Source organism: Thalassospiraceae bacterium LMO-JJ14 (genome assembly GCA_021555105.2).
Taxonomy (GTDB): Bacteria; Pseudomonadota; Alphaproteobacteria; order Rhodospirillales; family Casp-alpha2; genus UBA4479.
In genome coordinates this window covers 2,093,511-2,111,220 of the sequence record CP134604.1, presented here as the reverse complement: position 1 = coordinate 2,111,220, position 17,710 = coordinate 2,093,511, and the positions used below count along the sequence as shown (strand labels likewise).

Genomic DNA, 17,710 nt, shown 5'->3' with positions numbered 1-17,710 from the left:
CGGCACCGCGTTGGGCTTCGTACTTCGCCTTACGCTCGGCAGACACACGGTCGCGCTTGCGGCCCTTGCCCTGCGGGCGTTCTTTTTTCTCGGCAACCTTGACCGTTCCACCAACTTTTTCAACGGCTTCGATTGCACCCTTGGAAGCATGCGCGATGTCGAGGTTGACCTTGGCGCTCAGCTCACCCTTGTTGAGCAGCCGAACACCATCTTTCGATTTGCGGACAACACCTGCGGCCAGAAGCTCTGTGGCGGTGATGGCGCTCTTGGCATCCACATGGCCGGCATCGATCGCCTTTTGCAATTTGCCCGTCGTCAGTTCGGCAAAATCCTTGGAAAACGGATTGTTGAAACCGCGCTTCGGCAGGCGGCGATACAACGGCATCTGACCACCTTCAAAGCCCAGCAGCGAAACCCCGCTCCGCGATTTCTGGCCTTTTTGACCTTTCGCAGCGGTTTTACCCGTACCGGAGCCGATACCGCGGCCCACACGCTTGCGGTTTTTCGTCGCGCCGGCGTTATCTCGGATTTCATTAAGTCGCATCGCCAAATTCCTTATGCGTACCCGGACAAAACGCCCGGTACCGTTCCTTGTTGAAAGAAGTAAGCCTGTTAGGCCTGTTCCTCAACCCGGACCAGGTGCTTTACCTTGTCAATCATGCCACGAACCGCTGACGTATCTTCGAGCGTCCGGGTCCTGTTGATTCTGTTCAAACCCAGGCCTTTCAGCGTCGCACGCTGGTCGCTTTGACGCCCTATCGGGCTGCGGGTTTGGGTGACCGTGACGGTTGCTTTTTTGTCAGCCATCTTTCGTTCCGATCCAAATTTATTCGGCGCTCATGCCGGTATCGCCGCGACGGGCAACGATATCGCCGACCTTGAGGCCACGGCGCGCCGCAATGGTGCGCGGGGATTGAAGATTCTTCAGCGCCTCGAACGTCGCCTTGATCATGTTGTGCGGGTTCTGCGTGCCGTTCGACTTACAAACGACATCATGAACGCCCATGGTTTCAAAGACAGCGCGCATCGGGCCACCGGCGATGATGCCGGTACCGGCCGGAGCCGAGCGCAGCACAACCTTGCCGGCACCGAAACGGCCGTTAATGTCATGATGCAGGGTACGGCCTTCACGCAACGGCACACGGATCATCTGGCGCTTCGCCTGATCTGTTGCCTTACGGATAGCCTCCGGTACTTCGCGGGCTTTACCGGTACCGTAACCGACACGGCCTTTGCCGTCGCCGACGACGACCAGAGCTGCGAACGAAAAGCGGCGACCGCCTTTGACGACCTTGGCTACACGGTTGATGTGCACCAGTTTGTCGACCAGTTCATCGCCATCGTCGTTGCGTTGATCCCGGTTATCGCGGTCTCTACCACGACCACGGCCACGTTGGCCGCCACGCTCCGGTGAATTATTATCTGCCATTCGTCGCTCTCCTAGAAGCTCAGGCCGCCCTCACGGGCGCCGTCTGCGAGGGCTTTGACACGCCCGTGATACTTGTAGCCGCCGCGGTCGAAGAAGACCTCACCGACACCCTTTTCGGTAGCGCGTTTTGCAATCAGCTTACCTACTTCAGAAGCGGCATTGCTGTCGGCACCGGTTTTGAGCGCGGACTTGAGGTCTTTCTCCAGCGAAGATGCTGCAACCAGCGTATTGCCGCTAACATCGTCGATGATCTGCGCGTAAATGTGCTTGCCCGAGCGGAACACGGAAAGCCGCGGACGCCCGGATGCCAGACGTTGCAGACGCGCACGCGTGCGCATGGTCCGGCGTTTAAACAGGTTTCTTGCGTTCGACATCTTACTTCTTCTTTCCTTCCTTACGGAGGATGTATTCGTTATCGTACTTAACACCCTTGCCCTTATAGGGCTCCGGCGGACGATACGAACGGATTTCCGCGGCCACCTGGCCAACTCGTTGCTTCGATGCACCGCTGATGATCAGCTGGTTCTGTTCCGGAGCCTCGATCTTGATGCCTTCCGGGATCGGATAACGGACTTCGTGGCTGAAACCAAGCTGCAGCACAACGTCCTTACCCTGAACCTGAGCACGATAACCAACGCCGTTGATCTCGAGCTTCTTGGTGAACCCTTCGGACACCCCAAAGACAAGGCCGTCGATCACACTGCGGGCTGTGCCCCACATCTGACGGGCGCGCTTGTGCTGCGCCAGCGGCTTCACTGTGACCTGACCGTCGGCTTGCTCGACCTTGACGTCATCGGTCAGCGTTACCGACAACTCACCGAGCTTGCCCTTGGCCGTCACAACATTGCCGTTCAATTCGACGGTGACACCGTCCGGCACTGTGACTGGGTTACTTCCTACTCGCGACATGGCTTCAATCCTCGTTTTATTCCTGGGGCGTTCTTAGAACACCTCGCAGAGAACCTCTCCACCAACATTCTGGGCCCGTGCTTCGGCATCCGACAGTACGCCACGCGGCGTCGACAGAATGGCGATACCGAGACCGTTATAAACACGGCCAAGGTCACGCACGCCTGAATAAATCCGGCGGCCCGGCTTGGAAACCCTGCTCAGGTGCCGGATCACCGGGTCACCTTCGTGGTATTTCAGTTCGATCTTGATCTCGGAAATGCCAGGACGCACATCGCTTTGGTCGAAACCGCGAATAAAGCCTTCGCGCTTCAGCACTTCGAGAACGTTTGAACGCAGCCGCGAAGCTGGGCAAGTGACCGAGCTTTTACGGGCTTGTTGCCCGTTGCGAATACGAGTCAGCATATCGCCGAGGGGATCCGTCATCGACATCGTCGTCTCTCCCTTACCAGCTTGACTTGACCATGCCCGGAATCTGACCCATGGAGGCCAGTTCCCGAAGCTTGATGCGACAAATACGGAACTTACGATAGTTACCGCGCGGACGTCCGGTCAGCTCGCAACGTAGACGTTGACGAACCGGTGCCGAGTTGCGCGGCAGTTCGGCAAGCTTCAGACGGGCATTAAAGCGTTCTTCGGGCGACAGGTTCGGATCCTTGGCAGCCGCCTTAAGACGCTCACGGCGTCCTTCGTACTGCTTCACCAGCCGGGTCCGTTTCTTATCCCGCTCGATCGAGCTTTTCTTAGCCATTACGCTCTACTCCTCTTGCCGCTCAGTTAGCGAACGGCATATTGAACGCCTTGAGCAATGCCTTTGCTTCGGCATCGGTTTTGGCGGTCGTACAAATCACGATATCCATGCCACGGATCGCATCGACTTTGTCGTAGTCGATTTCCGGGAAAACAATCTGCTCCTTGATGCCCATGGCATAGTTGCCGGCACCATCGAAGCTTTTACCGTTCAGTCCGCGAAAATCGCGAACACGCGGCAAGGTGATCGTCACCAGGCGATCGAGGAATTCAAACATCCGGTTGCGGCGCAGCGTCACCTTGCAGCCGACGATCATTTCTTCGCGCAGTTTGAAACCGGCAATCGATTTCTTGGCGCGGGTAACGATCGGCTTCTGCCCGGTGATAGCCATCAGATCGGCAACGGCGCCGTCCATCTTCTTCTTGTCCTGGGACGCTTCACCAACACCCATGTTGATGACGATTTTGTCCAGACGGGGCACTTGCATCGGGTTCGAATAGTTGAACTCCGACTTCATGCTCGGGACGATTTCGTTTGCGTACACTTCCTGCAAGCGTGGGGTCATTTTTCTGCTCTCCACTCGCTCAAGCGTCAATGACTTCGCCGGAGCGCTTAGCAACGCGCACCTTGCGGCCATCATCGAGCTTCTTGAAACCAACACGCGTCGGCTTGTCGTCCTTCGGATCGACATGGGCGAGATTGGAGAGGTGAATGCTTGCTTCCCTCTCGATGATCCCGCCGGCCGACGTCTGTGACGCCGCGGTGTGACGTTTGATTTTGTTTACACCGGTAACGACAGCACGGTTCGCGTCCGGGTCAACCTTGACCACTTCGCCGGTTACGCCCTTGTCCTTGCCGCTGAGAACGATCACGCGGTCACCTTTTTTGATTTTCTGAGCCATTACAAAACCTCCGGCGCCAGCGAAATAATCTTCATGTAACGCTTGGCACGCAGTTCACGCGTCACAGGGCCGAAGATACGGGTCCCGATCGGCTCGCCCTGCTTGTTAATCAGCACGGCTGCATTACTGTCGAACCGGATCGCGGTTCCGTCCTTGCGGTTGATGTCCTTGGCGGTGCGCACGACAACAGCCTGCATCACATCGCCTTTCTTCACTCGACCGCGCGGAATAGCGTCCTTAACGGAGACGACAATAATGTCGCCTACCGACGCATATTTGCGCTTCGAACCGCCCAGCACCTTAATGCACTGGACCCTTTTGGCGCCTGAGTTATCAGCGACCTCGAGGTTCGATTCGGCCTGAATCATCGTTCCGGTTCCTTTACTTAGACCAAAGCACTTAAGCGCTTTCGGTCACAACTTCCCAAGTTTTACGCTTCGACAGCGGACGGCATTCACGGATGAAAACCTGATCGCCCACTTTGGAGGCATTCGCCTCGTCGTGCGCCGCGTACTTCTTCGACTTCTTGACGTACTTCTTGTACAGCGGATGCATGACCCGACGTTCGACCAGTACGGTGACCGTCTTGTCCTGTTTGTCGCTGACGACGACGCCCTGCATGACACGTTTCGGCATTTTGTCGTTCCTTACCCTTGTGCCTGAGCGGCTTCGCGCTCGACCAGCACGGTCTTGATCCGCGCGATGTCACGGCGTACGTGACGCATCTGTGATGTTTTTTCCAACTGACCGGATGCCGCCTGGAAGCGCAGGTTGAATGCTTCCTTGCGCAGGTCGGCAAGCTGATCCTTCAGCTCGTCGTCGGTCTTGGTGCGAATATCCGCCGCTTTCATCTGATTAACCCTCTTCACCAACACGCGTTACAAAGCGTGTTTTTACCGGCAATTTAGCAGCCGCCAGACGGAACGCCTCGCGGGCAATCTCGGCGGACACGCCGTCGATTTCAAACATGATCCGGCCCGGCTTGACCTTGGCGACCCAGTATTCAACCGAGCCTTTACCTTTACCCTGGCGCACTTCTGCAGGTTTCTGCGTGACGGGCACATCCGGGAAAATCCGGATCCATACACGGCCGGCACGTTTCATGTGACGGGTCATAGCGCGTCGCGCAGCTTCGATCTGACGCGCGGTCACACGTTCCGGCGTAACCGCTTTCAGGCCATATGAACCGAAGTTCAGCGTCGTGCCGCCCTTGGCCAGACCGTGGATACGGCCTTTGAACGCCTTGCGGAACTTTGTTCTTTTCGGAGACAGCATCGCTCTTTCCTCTTCTTAAGCCCGCTTAACGCTGCGGCTGCTGTTCGAGTTGCAGCTTTTCCATCGCCATCGGATCGTGGGCCATGATTTCGCCCTTGTAGATCCAGATTTTGACGCCGCAAATACCATATGTGGTCAGTGCCCGTGCTTCACCGTAATCGATGTTGGCGCGCAGCGTGTGCAGCGGCACGCGACCTTCGCGGTACCATTGCATACGGGCGATTTCAGCACCGCCGAGACGGCCACCGCAGTTGATCCGGATACCTTCGGCACCCATGCGCATGGCCGATTGAACGGCGCGCTTCATGGCACGGCGGATCGATACCCGGCGTTCCATTTGCTGGGCAACATTTTCTGCAACCAGCTGGGCGTCTACTTCCGGTTTGCGGATTTCGACAATGTTCAGGTGAACTTCAGCATCGGTCATTGCAGCGATTTCACGGCGCAGCTTTTCGATGTCCTGCCCCTTACGGCCGATGACGACACCCGGGCGTGCGGTGTGAATGGTCACACGGGCTTTCTTGGCCGGACGTTCGATGACGATTTTGGACACACCAGCGGCTGCAAGCTTCTTACGCAGGAAATCGCGAATACGGATATCCTCGTGCAGAAGATCGGCATAATTACCGTCAGCGAACCAACGTGAATCCCACGTGCGGTTGATGCCGAGGCGAAGCCCGATCGGATTTACTTTCTGACCCATTAAACCGTCTCCTCACGCTCGCGAACGACCAAGCGCATATTGCTGAAAGGCTTTTCGATGCGCCCGACCCGGCCACGCGCACGGGCGCGGAACCGTTTCATGACAAGCGCTTTGCCGACACTCGCTTCGGCGACATAAAGCCGATCGACGTCGAGCTGGTGATTGTTCTCGGCATTGGCGATCGCGCTTTCAAGAAGCTTCTTAACGTCCTGTGCGATACGGCGGCGCGAGAACATGAGCTGCGACAACGCCTTACCGCAATCCATGCCGCGAATGCTCTCGGCAACCAGATTGAGCTTACGGGGGCTGACGCGAATGTGTTTCGCGAACGCCATCGCTTCGTTGTCATTCAATTGACGCTCAGCGGCCTTCTTGCCCATGATTAACCCCTTTTCGACTTCTTATCGACGCCGTGCCCGTAGTAGGTGCGCGTCGGCGAGAATTCACCGAATTTGTGGCCGATCATTTCCTCGGTCACGAGGACCGGGATAAATTTCTGGCCGTTGTAAACGCCGAACGTAAGCCCGACGAATTGCGGCAGGATCGTCGAACGGCGCGACCAGGTCTTGATGACCGAGCTGCGCGTTGACGCACGAGCGTCTTCTGCCTTTTTGAGCAGATAACCGTCGACGAACGGACCTTTCCAAACGGAGCGTGGCACTGTCCCGTCTCCTCTTATTTCTTGCGGACGTGCCGGCTGCGCATAATCAGCCGATCCGTCTTCTTGTTGCTACGGGTTTTCTTGCCCTTGGTCGGTTTGCCCCACGGGGTAACCGGATGGCGTCCACCGGAGGTCCGGCCTTCACCACCACCATGCGGGTGATCGACCGGGTTCATGGCGACACCACGAACTGCCGGGCGTTTACCGAGCCAGCGTTTACGACCGGCTTTACCAAGGTTGATGTTCTGTTGGTCAGGGTTGGAAACGGCCCCGACAGTGGCCATGCACTCGCCACGAACCAGCCGAATCTCACCGGAGCTGAGACGAACCTGGGCGTAGCCCTGATCCTTACCGATGATTTGCGCGTAGGTGCCAGCGGAACGGGCCATTTGGCCGCCCTTGCCCGGCTTCATTTCCACGTTGTGGATGATCGTGCCGACAGGCATCGCCGCCATCGGCATGGCGTTGCCCGGCTTGATATCGACGCCGTTCTTGCCGGATACGACTTCATCACCAACGGCCAGACGTTGCGGTGCCAGAATGTAGGCCAATTCGCCGTCTGAATATTTGAGCAGAGCGATGAAAGCGGTCCGGTTCGGATCGTATTCAATACGTTCGACAACTGCGGCCATATCGAGCTTGGTCCGCTTGAAGTCGATCTTGCGGTAACGGCGCTTGTGACCGCCACCGATACGGCGTGCAGTAATATGGCCCTGATTGTTGCGGCCGCCTTTCTTGCGGAGACCTTCGGTCAGGGATTTAACCGGATCGCCTTTCCACAGCTGCGAACGGTCCACCAGGACCAGGCCGCGCTGACCGGGCGTATCGGGTTTGTATTGTTTAAGTGCCATTGATCAAATCCCCCGTCAGACGCCCGTGGTGACGTCGATGCTGTCACCCTCGGCTAACGTCACTACGGCTTTCTTGTAATCGCTGCGGCGCCCGGGCTGGCCACGAAAACGTTTCGTTTTGCCCTTCTGACGCAGCGTGTTAACGGCCGTTACCTTGACCTTGAACAGTTCTTCGATGGCCGTTTTGATCTCGTGCTTGTTGGCATCGAGCGGCACTTCGAAAGCAACTTGATTATGTTCCGACATCAACGTCGTTTTTTCAGTCACCAGCGGGCGGCGGATCAGTTCGAAGATCCGTTCCTTGCTCGGCTGGAAATTTACGGGGCTGTAGCGGTTCATTTCAGGCGCTCCACCAATTTGTCTACGGCGCCTTTGGTCAGGACCAGCGTGTCACGACGCAAGATGTCGTAAACGTTGGCACCAACGCTCGGCAGCACATCGATACCGACGATGTTGTTGGCGGCGCGGGCGAAGTTATCGTCGACGCTTTCACCATCAATAATCAGGGCATGCCCCCAGCCGAGTGCCGAAAGTTTCTTCACCAAATCGGCAGTTTTCGGCGCTTTCATTACGGCTTCATCAAGGATCACCAGCTTGCCTTCGGCGCACTTTGCGCTGAGCGCCGTTGCCAGAGCCAGTTTACGAACCTTTTTCGGAAGGTCGTGGCTGTGATCGCGGGTCTGCGGACCGAAAACGATACCGCCGCCACGCATCTGCGGCGCTACGCGCGTACCTTGGCGGGCGCGGCCGGTGCCTTTCTGCTTGAAAGGCTTGGTGCCGGTTGCGCTGACGTCCGAGCGGCCCTTGGTCTGATGGTTGCCGGAACGGCGTTTGGCGAGTTGCCATTTCACCGCACGGGCCAGCAGATCCTTGCGCGCTTCAAGACCGAACACAGCATCATCAAGTTCGATGGAGCCGGATTTCTTGTTATCGAGACTGACCACGTCAAGTTTCATGGTCTTATTCCTTGTTCTCAGTTTCGGCGACGCCGGTATCGGCAGCGGTGTCTTCAGCCGGTGCTTCTACTTCGTTAGCCATTTCTTCGGCCAGCGCCGCTTCTTCAGCGGCTTCGTCCGGAGCAACATCGTCAGCAATCACCAGACCTTCTTCACTGGCGGGAGCTTCATTTTTGAGGCCAGCCGGAAACGGCACATCTTCGTGCAACGGGCGTTTAACCGCATCGCTCAGATACACATAACCGCCCTTGGAGCCGGGTACTGCGCCACGAACCAGGATCAGGCCGCGTTCAACGTCAACGGCGGCGACGATCAGGTTCTGCTGGGTACGACGAACGTTACCCATCTGACCTGCCATTTTCTTACCTTTGAAGACTTTACCAGGATCCTGGCACTGCCCTGTCGAACCGTGCGAACGGTGGCTGATCGACACACCGTGCGTGGCACGCAGGCCGCCGAAACCGTGGCGCTTCATGGCGCCGGCAAATCCCTTACCGTTGGTGATCCCGGCAACGTCGATGTACTGCCCGGCAACAAAGTGATTGGCACCGAGTTCCGCACCTACGTCGACCATGTTGTCGGCCGATATACGGAATTCCACGAGTTTCTTCTTCGGTTCGACCTTGGCTTTGGCGAAATGGCCACGCATCGCTTTGGATACGCGCTTCACCTTGGCCTTGCCGTAGCCGACCTGGAGCGCGGTGTAACCGTCACGCTCATCGTTGCGCTGGGCGACAACCTGAACTTCATCAAGAGCCAGCACGGTCACCGGGATGTGTGCTCCACCCTCGGCGAAAATGCGGGTCATCCCCATCTTTTTTGCGATTAAACCGGTACGCATATCACTGTTCCCAATTACGGCGCTTAAAGTTTGATCTCAACGTCGACACCAGCCGCCAGATCGAGCTTCATCAGCGCGTCGACGGTTTGCGGGGTCGGGTCAACGATATCCAGAACCCGCTTGTGGGTCCGGATTTCAAACTGTTCACGCGACTTCTTATCGATGTGCGGTGACCGCAACACCGTGAACTTCTCGATCCGCGTCGGTAACGGGATCGGGCCACGAACATTGGCACCCGTACGTTGAGCCGTATTCACGATCTCGCGGGCGGACTGATCCAGAACGCGGTGATCAAATGCCTTCAGGCGAATACGAATATTTTGTTGTTCCATGGCCTTCGACCTTCAAAGTTGCGAACGCCCCCGGAATTATTCCGGAGGCGCGGCAAATTAATCGTTACTCGATGATTTTCGCGACGACGCCGGCACCAACGGTGCGGCCGCCTTCACGGATAGCAAAACGCAGACCTTCGTCCATGGCGATCGGGGCAATCAACGTCACGTTCATCGAGATGTTGTCGCCCGGCATCACCATTTCCGTACCTTCGGCCAACTCAACCGTCCCGGTCACATCCGTGGTCCGGAAGTAGAACTGAGGACGGTAGTTGGCAAAGAACGGCGTGTGACGGCCACCCTCTTCCTTCGTCAGAATGTACGCTTCGCAAGAGAACTTCGTGTGCGGCGTGATCGAGCCCGGCTTCGCCAGAACCTGACCGCGCTCAACTTCCTCGCGCTTCGTACCGCGCAGCAGCGCGCCGATGTTGTCGCCGGCCTGACCCTGGTCAAGCAGCTTGCGGAACATCTCGACACCCGTGCACGTCGTCTTCTGCGTCGCCTTGATGCCGACGATTTCAATTTCGTCGCCGGTGTTGATCACACCGCGCTCAACGCGGCCCGTCACAACCGTCCCACGACCGGAAATCGAGAAAACATCCTCGATCGGCATCAGGAAGTCCTGATCGACCGGACGCTCAGGCTGAGGAATGTAATCGTCAACAGCCTTCATCAGCTCAAGAATGGCGTTCTTGCCGATCTCGTCATCGCGGCCTTCAAGCGCGGCCAAAGCCGAACCCTTGATGATCGGAATATCGTCGCCCGGGAAATCGTAGCTCGACAGAAGCTCGCGGATTTCCATCTCGACAAGCTCAAGAAGCTCTTCGTCGTCAACCTGGTCGACCTTGTTCATAAAAACAACAAGCGCCGGAACACCAACCTGGCGGGCCAGAAGAATGTGCTCGCGCGTCTGCGGCATCGGGCCGTCAGCAGCCGAACAAACCAGAATGGCACCGTCCATCTGCGCCGCACCCGTGATCATGTTCTTAACATAATCCGCGTGACCCGGGCAGTCGACGTGCGCGTAGTGACGCGCTTCCGTCTCGTACTCGACGTGCGCCGTCGAAATCGTGATCCCACGGGCACGCTCTTCAGGCGCCTTGTCGATCATATCAAATGCCATTGCTTCACCGCCGCCGGCTTCCGCAAGAACCTTCGTAATCGCCGCCGTCAGCGTCGTCTTGCCATGGTCAACGTGGCCAATCGTGCCAACGTTGCAGTGCGGCTTGTTACGCTCAAACTTTTCCTTGGCCATCTTCGTTCGTCTCCGTTCTCAATTAGCCGGCGAGCCGTTCTTTGATCTCCAGAGAGACCTGATTCGGCACTTCGGCATAGTGATCAAAATGCATGGTGTATTGGGCACGGCCTTGCGACATCGAACGTAGTTCGTTGACGTAGCCGAACATGTTAGCGAGCGGCACCATGGCCGTCACTACTCGGGCGTTGCCGCGCTGGTCCATATCCTGAACCTGACCACGACGTGAATTCAGATCGCCGATGATATCACCCATATAATCTTCCGGGGTGACGACCTCGACCTTCATGACCGGCTCGAGAAGGACCGGCTTGGCAGCCGCCATACCTTCACGAAAAGCGGCACGGGCTGCGATTTCGAATGCCATGACCGAACTGTCGACGTCATGCGACGCGCCATCATAGAGCAGGGCCTTGAAGTCAATGCACGGAAAACCGCACATCACACCGCTTTCGGCAGCACTGCGAATGCCCTTTTCGACTCCCGGGATAAATTCACGCGGCACGTTACCGCCAACGACTTTGTTTTCGAATTCGATACCGGAACCAGGCGGCAGTGGCTCGAACATGATCTTGACGCGGGCAAACTGCCCTGAACCACCGGTCTGCTTCTTGTGCGTGTAATCGCAGTCGTAAGGCTTAGAGATCGTTTCACGGTAAGCAACCTGCGGCTGCCCGACGTTGGCCTCGACCTTGAATTCGCGCTTCATGCGATCGACCAGAATATCGAGGTGAAGTTCGCCCATACCGGCGATGATGGTTTGGCCAGACTCTTCGTCGGATTTGACACGGAAAGACGGATCCTCGGCAGCAAGACGCTGCAGGGCAACACCCATCTTTTCCTGGTCGGCTTTGGTTTTCGGCTCAACAGCAACCTCGATCACAGGATCGGGGAATTCCATCCGCTCCAGAATGACCGGCTTGGCCGGGTCGCAAAGCGTGTCACCGGTCGTGGTATCCTTGAGGCCCACCAGGGCAACAATGTCACCGGCCATTGCTTCTTCAATTTGCTCGCGGGTGTTGGCATGCATGAGCAACATACGGCCAATACGTTCGCGCTTACCCTTGACCGTATTCTGGACGGTCGCACCCTGTGAAACACTGCCCGAATAAATACGGCAGAAGGTCAGCGACCCGACGTGCTGATCGTTCATGATCTTGAACGCAAGCGCCGCGAAAGGCTCTTCGTCATCGCTTTTGCGGATCATTGCCTTTTCAGGATCGTCGACGTCGACACCCTTGATGGCCGGCACATCGAGCGGCGACGGCAGGAAGTCTACTACGGCGTCCAGCATCGGCTGCACACCCTTGTTTTTGAATGCGGAGCCACACAGGACGGGAACGAATACGTTTCCGATGCAGCCCTTGCGAATGCATTTCTTGATGGTGGCTTCGTCCGGTTCGTTACCTTCGAGATAGGCTTCCATCGCATCGTCATCGACTTCAACAATGGTTTCGATCAGCTTCTCGCGGTACTCGGCGGCTTTGTCGGCAAGATCAGCCGGAATATCGGTATATTCGAATTCGGCACCCAGGCTTTCGTCTTTCCAGATAATTGCCTGCATCGTGATCAGATCGACGACACCAACGAAATCAGATTCGCTGCCAATCGGCAACTGCAGCACAGCCGGAATCGCACCAAGACGATCGATGATCATGTCGACGCAACGATAGAAATCGGCACCGATACGGTCCATCTTGTTGACGAAGCACATCCGCGGCACGCCGTATTTATCGGCCTGACGCCAAACCGTTTCGGACTGCGGCTCGACACCGGCAACCGAGTCGAACACGGCAACGGCGCCATCGAGAACACGCAGCGAACGCTCGACTTCAATCGTGAAGTCAACGTGGCCGGGCGTATCAATGATGTTTACGCGATGATCTTTCCAGAATGCGGTGGTCGCAGCAGAGGTAATCGTGATGCCACGCTCCTGCTCCTGCTCCATCCAGTCCATGGTGGCGTTACCATCGTGGACTTCACCGATCTTGTAGGACTTGCCGGTGTAATAGAGGACGCGCTCGGTGGTCGTCGTTTTACCGGCGTCAATATGGGCCATGATCCCGATATTACGGTAGCGCTCGAGCGGTGTTACGCGGGCTGACATTCGATCGGCTCCTAAATTACCAGCGATAATGCGAGAAGGCCTTGTTGGCCTCCGCCATACGGTGCGTGTCTTCACGCTTCTTGACAGCGGCGCCTCGGTTGTTGGCGGCATCAAGAAGCTCGGCGGACAGACGCTCCATCATCGTATTTTCCGAACGCTTGCGGGACATTTCCACGAGCCAGCGGATCGCCAGTGCCTGCCGGCGGTCATTACGCACTTCAACGGGAACCTGATAGGTCGCACCACCGACACGGCGGGAGCGGACTTCGATCATCGGCTTCACGTTGGTAATAGCTTCATGGAAAACCTGCAGCGGATCCTGGCCACCCTTCGACTGAACGATGTCGAAAGCACCATAAACGATCTTTTCAGCAGCGGACTTCTTGCCGTCATTCATCAGCGCGTTCATGAACTTGGTGACAACCAGATCCTTGAACTTCGCGTCCGGCAGAACTTTGCGCTTCTCAGCGGCGTGGCGACGGGACATATCCTGGCTCCCTTACTTCGGACGCTTCGCGCCGTATTTCGAACGGCGCTGACGGCGGTCATTAACGCCCTGGGTATCGAGCGTGCCGCGGATGATGTGATAACGCACACCCGGCAAATCCTTGACGCGACCGCCACGGATCATGACGACCGAGTGTTCCTGCAGGTTGTGACCTTCACCCGGAATATAGCTCGTCACTTCGAAGCCGTTGGTCAGGCGCACACGTGCGACTTTCCGGAGGGCCGAGTTCGGCTTTTTCGGGGTGGTTGTATAAACACGGGTGCAAACACCACGTTTTTGCGGGCACGCCTCAAGGGCCGGCACCTTGTTACGGGTGACAGGCGCTTTACGCGGCTTGCGAATTAACTGGTTGATCGTCGGCATACGCTCAATCCAACTCCTAAAATACTCGCGCCCACCATCGGGCTCTCAACATGAGTTGAGCCGTGACCGCGCACACCTTGCGGGGCGTACCGGCTATGGCTCATATCGTCACCCCAGAGCGACCTTCGCGTCCGGGGCTTTCGCTAAATTTTTATCTCCACCCAAGTCATCGACTGCGTCTAGCCGGAAACGGCTACCACCAATCCCTTGAGTGGGGCGGAACATATAGGTGCCCCCCGGTGTCGTCAACCTGAATTTCATGAAAAAAAAATTCGTAAAATCAGTCACCTAAGCGCTTTTTGGAAAGACTGCGGAATCTTCCCGAAACAATCTTTCACATACAACATGATGTGCCTATTTCTGAAAACGGCAGCTTATGCTGCGGTGCGGCAAGAATCACACGCAGCCCTGCATCTTTCGCGGAAACGGCAATCACACACCGAGGAACCGTTCCTGCATCGTCCGACCGGCCAAAAGCGCGGCGGAGTCGCCAGACCATACGATCCGCCCCTTCTCCATGACGAAATGGCGGTCAGCAAGGCGTGCCATGGCTTTCGGGTGCTTGTCGATGACCAGTATCGCCTGCCCTGCCTTCTTGAGGTTGTGTTCCAACACCCCCCATATTTCGTCGCGAATGGCCGGTGCAAGCCCTTCCGTAGCTTCGTCCAATATCAGAAACTTGGGATTCGTCATCAGCGCACGGCCAATCGCCAGCATTTGCTGCTCCCCCCCTGATAGGGTCCGGGCGTACTGTTCCTTGCGTTCGGCGAGGCGCGGGAACAACTGCAGAACCCGTGCAACTGACCATGGAGCAAGGCTTTCATGGCGATTCGATGCCGTTGCAACCAGATTTTCAAAGACCGTCAGATTCGGGAACACCTGCCTGCCCTCGGGCACGTATCCAATACCCAATTGGGCGATTCGATAAGCCGGCATGCCGACAAGATCCTTACCGTCAAAGCGAATCCGCCCCCGTGCCGGGGGTGACAGCCCCATAATACTGCGCACGGTTGTCGTCTTGCCCATGCCGTTCCGCCCCATGAGCGTTACCACCTCGCCGGGCGAGACAGTGAAATCAACGCCGAACAGCACTTGGCTGGGTCCGTAACAGGTCTCGACGGCTTCGAGTTCGAGAATCCTCATATCAGCCCTCGTCCCCCAGATATGCGCTGCGCACACGGGAATCGCTTCGGACCTCGTCCGGCGATCCGGTCATCAGGACGGTCCCTTTGTCCAACACGCTCACCACATCAGCCAGCGAGAACACGACATCCATATCGTGCTCAACCAGCAATATGCTGATACGTCCCTTCAACGGTCTAAGAATCTCCATCATGGCGCGGCTTTCGCTCTGGCCCATCCCGGCCATCGGTTCGTCGAGCAATAAAAGGGTCGGCTTTGCCGCCATCACCATGGCCAGCTCGAGCTGACGCTGCTCTCCGTGCGAAAGCGCCGTGACCGGGAGCGTGGCCTTGCCTTCCAACCCTACCTGTTTCAGGGCTTCGATTGCCGGGGTGCGGAGCGCCGACACTTTTCTCGCCGCTTCCCAGAAGCTGAAACTGTGACCCTGCTGCGCCTGTATCGCCATCGCAACATTGTCCTCGACCGTCAGCCCCTGAAACAGGCTGGTGATCTGGTAAGACCGCTGCATGCCACCTTGAGCGCGCTGATACGTCGGAAGGTCGGTGATATCCTGACCCGAAAAGTAAATCCGCCCACTATCCGGTGGTAACTCGCCAACTATTTGCGCGATCGCCGTCGACTTACCGGCACCGTTCGGGCCGATCAGTGCATGTACCTGCCCCGGTGCGACGCTGAACGATAACTTGTCAGATGCCTGCACCGCGCCGAATGACTTGCTTAATTGCTGCACATCGAGAACGGGATCAGTCATCGTCCGCCCCCTTCTCCGTGCCGATAAGCCAGCCATATATACCACGCCGGGCAAACAGCACCACAAACAGCAGGAACGGCCCGAGGATGATCATCCAGTGCTCTGTATACTGGATCAGCACTTCCTCCATGATCAAAAGCGTTGCTGCCCCCAGAATCGGACCGAACAGCGTGCCCATGCCACCCAGGATCACCATCACCATGATTTCACCGGAGCGAGTCCAGTGCATCAGACCGGGGCCAACGAATTCCGTGTGATTGGCCGCGAGCGCGCCGGCCAGTCCCGCCCCCATGCCCGCGATGACGAAAGCGGCCAGTTTATAGCGGTAGGTGGGAAACCCGAGCGCGCGCATTCGTGTCTCGTTCTGCTGACATCCCCGAATCACCATGCCGAAACGGCTGGCGACGATTTTCCGTGTAAGAAACAGGAACCCCAGCAGCGCACAAAGGCAGACGTAGTAAAAAGTCCGCTCGTCATATAGATCAAGCGTACCGAGTGAAGAGCGCTCCCACAGGCTCAACCCGTCCTGGCCCCCATATGTCGGCAGTGAAATCATGAAATAATAAAGCATCTGCGCAAAAGCCAATGTAATCATGATGAAATAGACACCCTGCGTACGCAGGCTGAGCGCGCCGATGACCAACGCAAAAAAACCACTGACAAGAACGGCCAAAGGCCACTGGACAATTGCACTTGTCGTCCCTGTCCATATACCTGGCAGGAAAGCGATATCCGTCGCATTGAATGCATGATGCGTGAGAATGCCGACGACATAGGCGCCGATACCGAAAAAAGCGCCATGCCCGAAACTGACCATCGCCCCATATCCCAAGATCAGATCCAGACTGACCGCCGCCAGGGCATAGATCAGGACCCGGCTTGAAACATTGACGAGAAAAGGTTCACCGCCAAGCTCCGCCAACAACGGCAAAAAGATCAGTACTGCAAGACCGATAAGATGAACCAAAGTGCGTCTGGAAAATTTCATCCTGCCGACCCTAGTTCCCATAAGCCTGAAAAAGGCCGCGCGGTCGCAGGATCAGCACCAGCGCCATCAAAATATAGATCGACACGCTGGAAACGGATGCGCCGATGCTGTCGGCAGATGAAGGATCGAAGAAGGACCGCATGATCAACGGCATAAAGGCGCGCCCGAATGTATCGACCATGCCGACCAGTAAGGCGCCGACAAGAGCACCGCGTATGGATCCGATGCCGCCGATGATGATGACAACGAACGTCAGGATCAGAATCCGCTCGCCCATGCCGACCTCGATTGCCAGCACGGGGCCGGCCATGGCCCCCGCCAAACCGGCAAGCATCGCGCCGATACCGAATACCACCGTATACAACCGGTCAATATCGACGCCGAGCGCCCCAACCATTTCCCGGTTTGTTGCCCCGGCCCGGATCAGCATACCCAATCTGGTCATCACGATCAGATACCGCAGCAAGACTGCCACTAGCAAACCCACGGCAATGATGAAAAGCCTGTACGACGGATAAGGCACACCGGGAATAACCTCAAGCGTGCCCGAAAGCCATGCGGGCGTCGTCATGAACAGCGCCTGCGCACCCCAGATGATCTTTGTCAGTTCGTTGAAGGTCAGGATGACCCCGAAAGTGGCAAGAACCTGATCCAGATGATCGCGTGCGTACAATCGGCGTAACGCCAGTCGCTCCAGAACCGCACCGGTCAGACCTGCGGCAATCATGCCGGCGATGACCCCGACGGTGAAACTGCCACTGGCGGCCGCTGTGCTTGCCGTCACGTAGGCGCCGACCATGTACAATGAGCCGTGCGCCAAATTAATCATATTCATGATGCCGAAGATCAGCGTCAGTCCGGCGGCCATCAGAAACAGCGTCACACCCTGCTGAAGACCGTTCAGGGCTTGTTCCAGAAACAGCACGGTGGTCATGATATGGTTCTGCCGATGAATTCAGCCGGATACAAAAGAACCGGAGACGGC

General features: G+C 57.0%; 27 protein-coding genes and 2 pseudogenes. All 29 read right to left on the bottom strand.

Annotation, left to right across the window (positions count from 1 at the left end; genetic code table 11):
* Positions 1 to 94: 94 nt before the first annotated feature.
* The 29 genes and pseudogenes from rplO to L2D14_09810 all read right to left on the bottom strand — a co-directional run bounded on the left by rplO (position 95) and on the right by L2D14_09810 (position 17,659).
* A pseudogene (rplO, locus tag L2D14_09950) lies at positions 95 to 544 on the bottom strand (50S ribosomal protein L15).
* 68 nt (positions 545 to 612) lie between these two features.
* Entirely contained in the window at positions 613 to 807 is a 195-nt protein-coding gene (gene rpmD / locus L2D14_09945) for a 50S ribosomal protein L30 (protein ID WNJ98197.1), read from the bottom strand.
* A gap of 19 nt (positions 808 to 826) precedes the next feature.
* Positions 827 to 1,429: a 30S ribosomal protein S5 gene (gene rpsE / locus L2D14_09940; protein WNJ98196.1), complete on the bottom strand. Its 603-nt coding sequence runs from the start codon at positions 1,427 to 1,429 to the stop codon at positions 827 to 829.
* 11 nt (positions 1,430 to 1,440) lie between these two features.
* Positions 1,441 to 1,803, bottom strand: a complete 363-nt coding sequence (gene rplR, locus L2D14_09935; GenBank protein WNJ98195.1) for a 50S ribosomal protein L18 — start codon at positions 1,801 to 1,803, stop codon at positions 1,441 to 1,443.
* A gap of 1 nt (position 1,804) precedes the next feature.
* Positions 1,805 to 2,338 carry a 50S ribosomal protein L6 gene (rplF, locus tag L2D14_09930; protein ID WNJ98194.1) on the bottom strand — a complete coding sequence of 178 codons (534 nt, stop codon included), beginning with the start codon at positions 2,336 to 2,338 and terminating at the stop codon, positions 1,805 to 1,807.
* A gap of 33 nt (positions 2,339 to 2,371) precedes the next feature.
* Complete coding sequence (gene rpsH, locus L2D14_09925) at positions 2,372 to 2,770, bottom strand: 30S ribosomal protein S8 (protein WNJ98193.1); 399 nt, start codon at positions 2,768 to 2,770, stop codon at positions 2,372 to 2,374.
* A 13-nt stretch (positions 2,771 to 2,783) separates the two neighbouring features.
* Positions 2,784 to 3,089, bottom strand: a complete 306-nt coding sequence (rpsN, locus tag L2D14_09920; GenBank protein ID WNJ98192.1) for a 30S ribosomal protein S14 — start codon at positions 3,087 to 3,089, stop codon at positions 2,784 to 2,786.
* Between the two features lie 22 nt (positions 3,090 to 3,111).
* Positions 3,112 to 3,654, bottom strand: coding sequence for a 50S ribosomal protein L5 (gene rplE, locus L2D14_09915; GenBank protein WNJ98191.1), 543 nt, complete (start codon positions 3,652 to 3,654; stop codon positions 3,112 to 3,114).
* Positions 3,655 to 3,673: 19 nt separating this feature from the next.
* Positions 3,674 to 3,991 carry a 50S ribosomal protein L24 gene (gene rplX / locus L2D14_09910; protein ID WNJ98190.1) on the bottom strand — a complete coding sequence of 106 codons (318 nt, stop codon included), beginning with the start codon at positions 3,989 to 3,991 and terminating at the stop codon, positions 3,674 to 3,676.
* Positions 3,991 to 4,359, bottom strand: coding sequence for a 50S ribosomal protein L14 (rplN, locus tag L2D14_09905; GenBank protein ID WNJ98189.1), 369 nt, complete (start codon positions 4,357 to 4,359; stop codon positions 3,991 to 3,993). The genes rplX and rplN overlap by 1 nt, the downstream gene beginning before the upstream one ends.
* Positions 4,360 to 4,390: 31 nt before the next feature.
* Positions 4,391 to 4,627 carry a 30S ribosomal protein S17 gene (gene rpsQ / locus L2D14_09900; protein WNJ98188.1) on the bottom strand — a complete coding sequence of 79 codons (237 nt, stop codon included), beginning with the start codon at positions 4,625 to 4,627 and terminating at the stop codon, positions 4,391 to 4,393.
* 11 nt (positions 4,628 to 4,638) lie between these two features.
* Positions 4,639 to 4,842: a 50S ribosomal protein L29 gene (gene rpmC, locus L2D14_09895; GenBank protein WNJ98187.1), complete on the bottom strand. Its 204-nt coding sequence runs from the start codon at positions 4,840 to 4,842 to the stop codon at positions 4,639 to 4,641.
* A 4-nt stretch (positions 4,843 to 4,846) separates the two neighbouring features.
* Positions 4,847 to 5,266 (bottom strand): 50S ribosomal protein L16, encoded by a 420-nt coding sequence (gene rplP / locus L2D14_09890; protein WNJ98186.1) that lies wholly within the window; start codon positions 5,264 to 5,266, stop codon positions 4,847 to 4,849.
* Positions 5,267 to 5,291: 25 nt separating this feature from the next.
* Entirely contained in the window at positions 5,292 to 5,969 is a 678-nt protein-coding gene (rpsC, locus tag L2D14_09885) for a 30S ribosomal protein S3 (protein WNJ98185.1), read from the bottom strand.
* Positions 5,969 to 6,349, bottom strand: coding sequence for a 50S ribosomal protein L22 (rplV, locus tag L2D14_09880; GenBank protein ID WNJ98184.1), 381 nt, complete (start codon positions 6,347 to 6,349; stop codon positions 5,969 to 5,971). Before rplV ends, rpsC begins: the two co-directional genes overlap by 1 nt.
* A 2-nt stretch (positions 6,350 to 6,351) precedes the next feature.
* Positions 6,352 to 6,630 (bottom strand): 30S ribosomal protein S19, encoded by a 279-nt coding sequence (gene rpsS / locus L2D14_09875; protein WNJ98183.1) that lies wholly within the window; start codon positions 6,628 to 6,630, stop codon positions 6,352 to 6,354.
* 14 nt (positions 6,631 to 6,644) lie between these two features.
* Positions 6,645 to 7,481: a 50S ribosomal protein L2 gene (rplB, locus tag L2D14_09870; GenBank protein ID WNJ98182.1), complete on the bottom strand. Its 837-nt coding sequence runs from the start codon at positions 7,479 to 7,481 to the stop codon at positions 6,645 to 6,647.
* Positions 7,482 to 7,496: 15 nt separating this feature from the next.
* Complete coding sequence (locus tag L2D14_09865; protein WNJ98181.1) at positions 7,497 to 7,820, bottom strand: 50S ribosomal protein L23; 324 nt, start codon at positions 7,818 to 7,820, stop codon at positions 7,497 to 7,499.
* Positions 7,817 to 8,437: a 50S ribosomal protein L4 gene (rplD, locus tag L2D14_09860; GenBank protein ID WNJ98180.1), complete on the bottom strand. Its 621-nt coding sequence runs from the start codon at positions 8,435 to 8,437 to the stop codon at positions 7,817 to 7,819. The genes L2D14_09865 and rplD overlap by 4 nt, the downstream gene beginning before the upstream one ends.
* 172 nt (positions 8,438 to 8,609) lie before the next feature.
* A pseudogene (gene rplC / locus L2D14_09855) lies at positions 8,610 to 9,278 on the bottom strand (50S ribosomal protein L3).
* A 23-nt stretch (positions 9,279 to 9,301) separates the two neighbouring features.
* Positions 9,302 to 9,610, bottom strand: coding sequence for a 30S ribosomal protein S10 (rpsJ, locus tag L2D14_09850; protein WNJ98179.1), 309 nt, complete (start codon positions 9,608 to 9,610; stop codon positions 9,302 to 9,304).
* Positions 9,611 to 9,674: 64 nt separating this feature from the next.
* The gene (tuf, locus tag L2D14_09845) at positions 9,675 to 10,865 is read right to left on the bottom strand and encodes an elongation factor Tu (protein WNJ98178.1); all 1,191 of its coding nucleotides are present in this window, start codon (positions 10,863 to 10,865) and stop codon (positions 9,675 to 9,677) included.
* Positions 10,866 to 10,887: 22 nt separating this feature from the next.
* On the bottom strand, positions 10,888 to 12,972 hold the full coding sequence (gene fusA / locus L2D14_09840) for an elongation factor G (GenBank protein WNJ98177.1): 2,085 nt from the start codon (positions 12,970 to 12,972) through the stop codon (positions 10,888 to 10,890).
* Positions 12,973 to 12,988: 16 nt separating this feature from the next.
* On the bottom strand, positions 12,989 to 13,459 hold the full coding sequence (gene rpsG, locus L2D14_09835; protein ID WNJ98176.1) for a 30S ribosomal protein S7: 471 nt from the start codon (positions 13,457 to 13,459) through the stop codon (positions 12,989 to 12,991).
* Between the two features lie 12 nt (positions 13,460 to 13,471).
* A complete protein-coding gene (gene rpsL / locus L2D14_09830; GenBank protein ID WNJ98175.1) occupies positions 13,472 to 13,843 on the bottom strand; it encodes a 30S ribosomal protein S12 in 372 nt (123 codons plus the stop codon).
* Between the two features lie 432 nt (positions 13,844 to 14,275).
* A complete protein-coding gene (locus tag L2D14_09825; GenBank protein WNK01673.1) occupies positions 14,276 to 14,980 on the bottom strand; it encodes an ABC transporter ATP-binding protein in 705 nt (234 codons plus the stop codon).
* A 7-nt stretch (positions 14,981 to 14,987) separates the two neighbouring features.
* The gene (locus L2D14_09820; protein WNJ98174.1) at positions 14,988 to 15,737 is read right to left on the bottom strand and encodes an ABC transporter ATP-binding protein; all 750 of its coding nucleotides are present in this window, start codon (positions 15,735 to 15,737) and stop codon (positions 14,988 to 14,990) included.
* Entirely contained in the window at positions 15,730 to 16,725 is a 996-nt protein-coding gene (locus L2D14_09815; GenBank protein WNJ98173.1) for a branched-chain amino acid ABC transporter permease, read from the bottom strand. Before L2D14_09815 ends, L2D14_09820 begins: the two co-directional genes overlap by 8 nt.
* Positions 16,726 to 16,735: 10 nt before the next feature.
* Positions 16,736 to 17,659 carry a branched-chain amino acid ABC transporter permease gene (locus L2D14_09810; protein ID WNJ98172.1) on the bottom strand — a complete coding sequence of 308 codons (924 nt, stop codon included), beginning with the start codon at positions 17,657 to 17,659 and terminating at the stop codon, positions 16,736 to 16,738.
* Positions 17,660 to 17,710 lie beyond the last annotated feature (51 nt).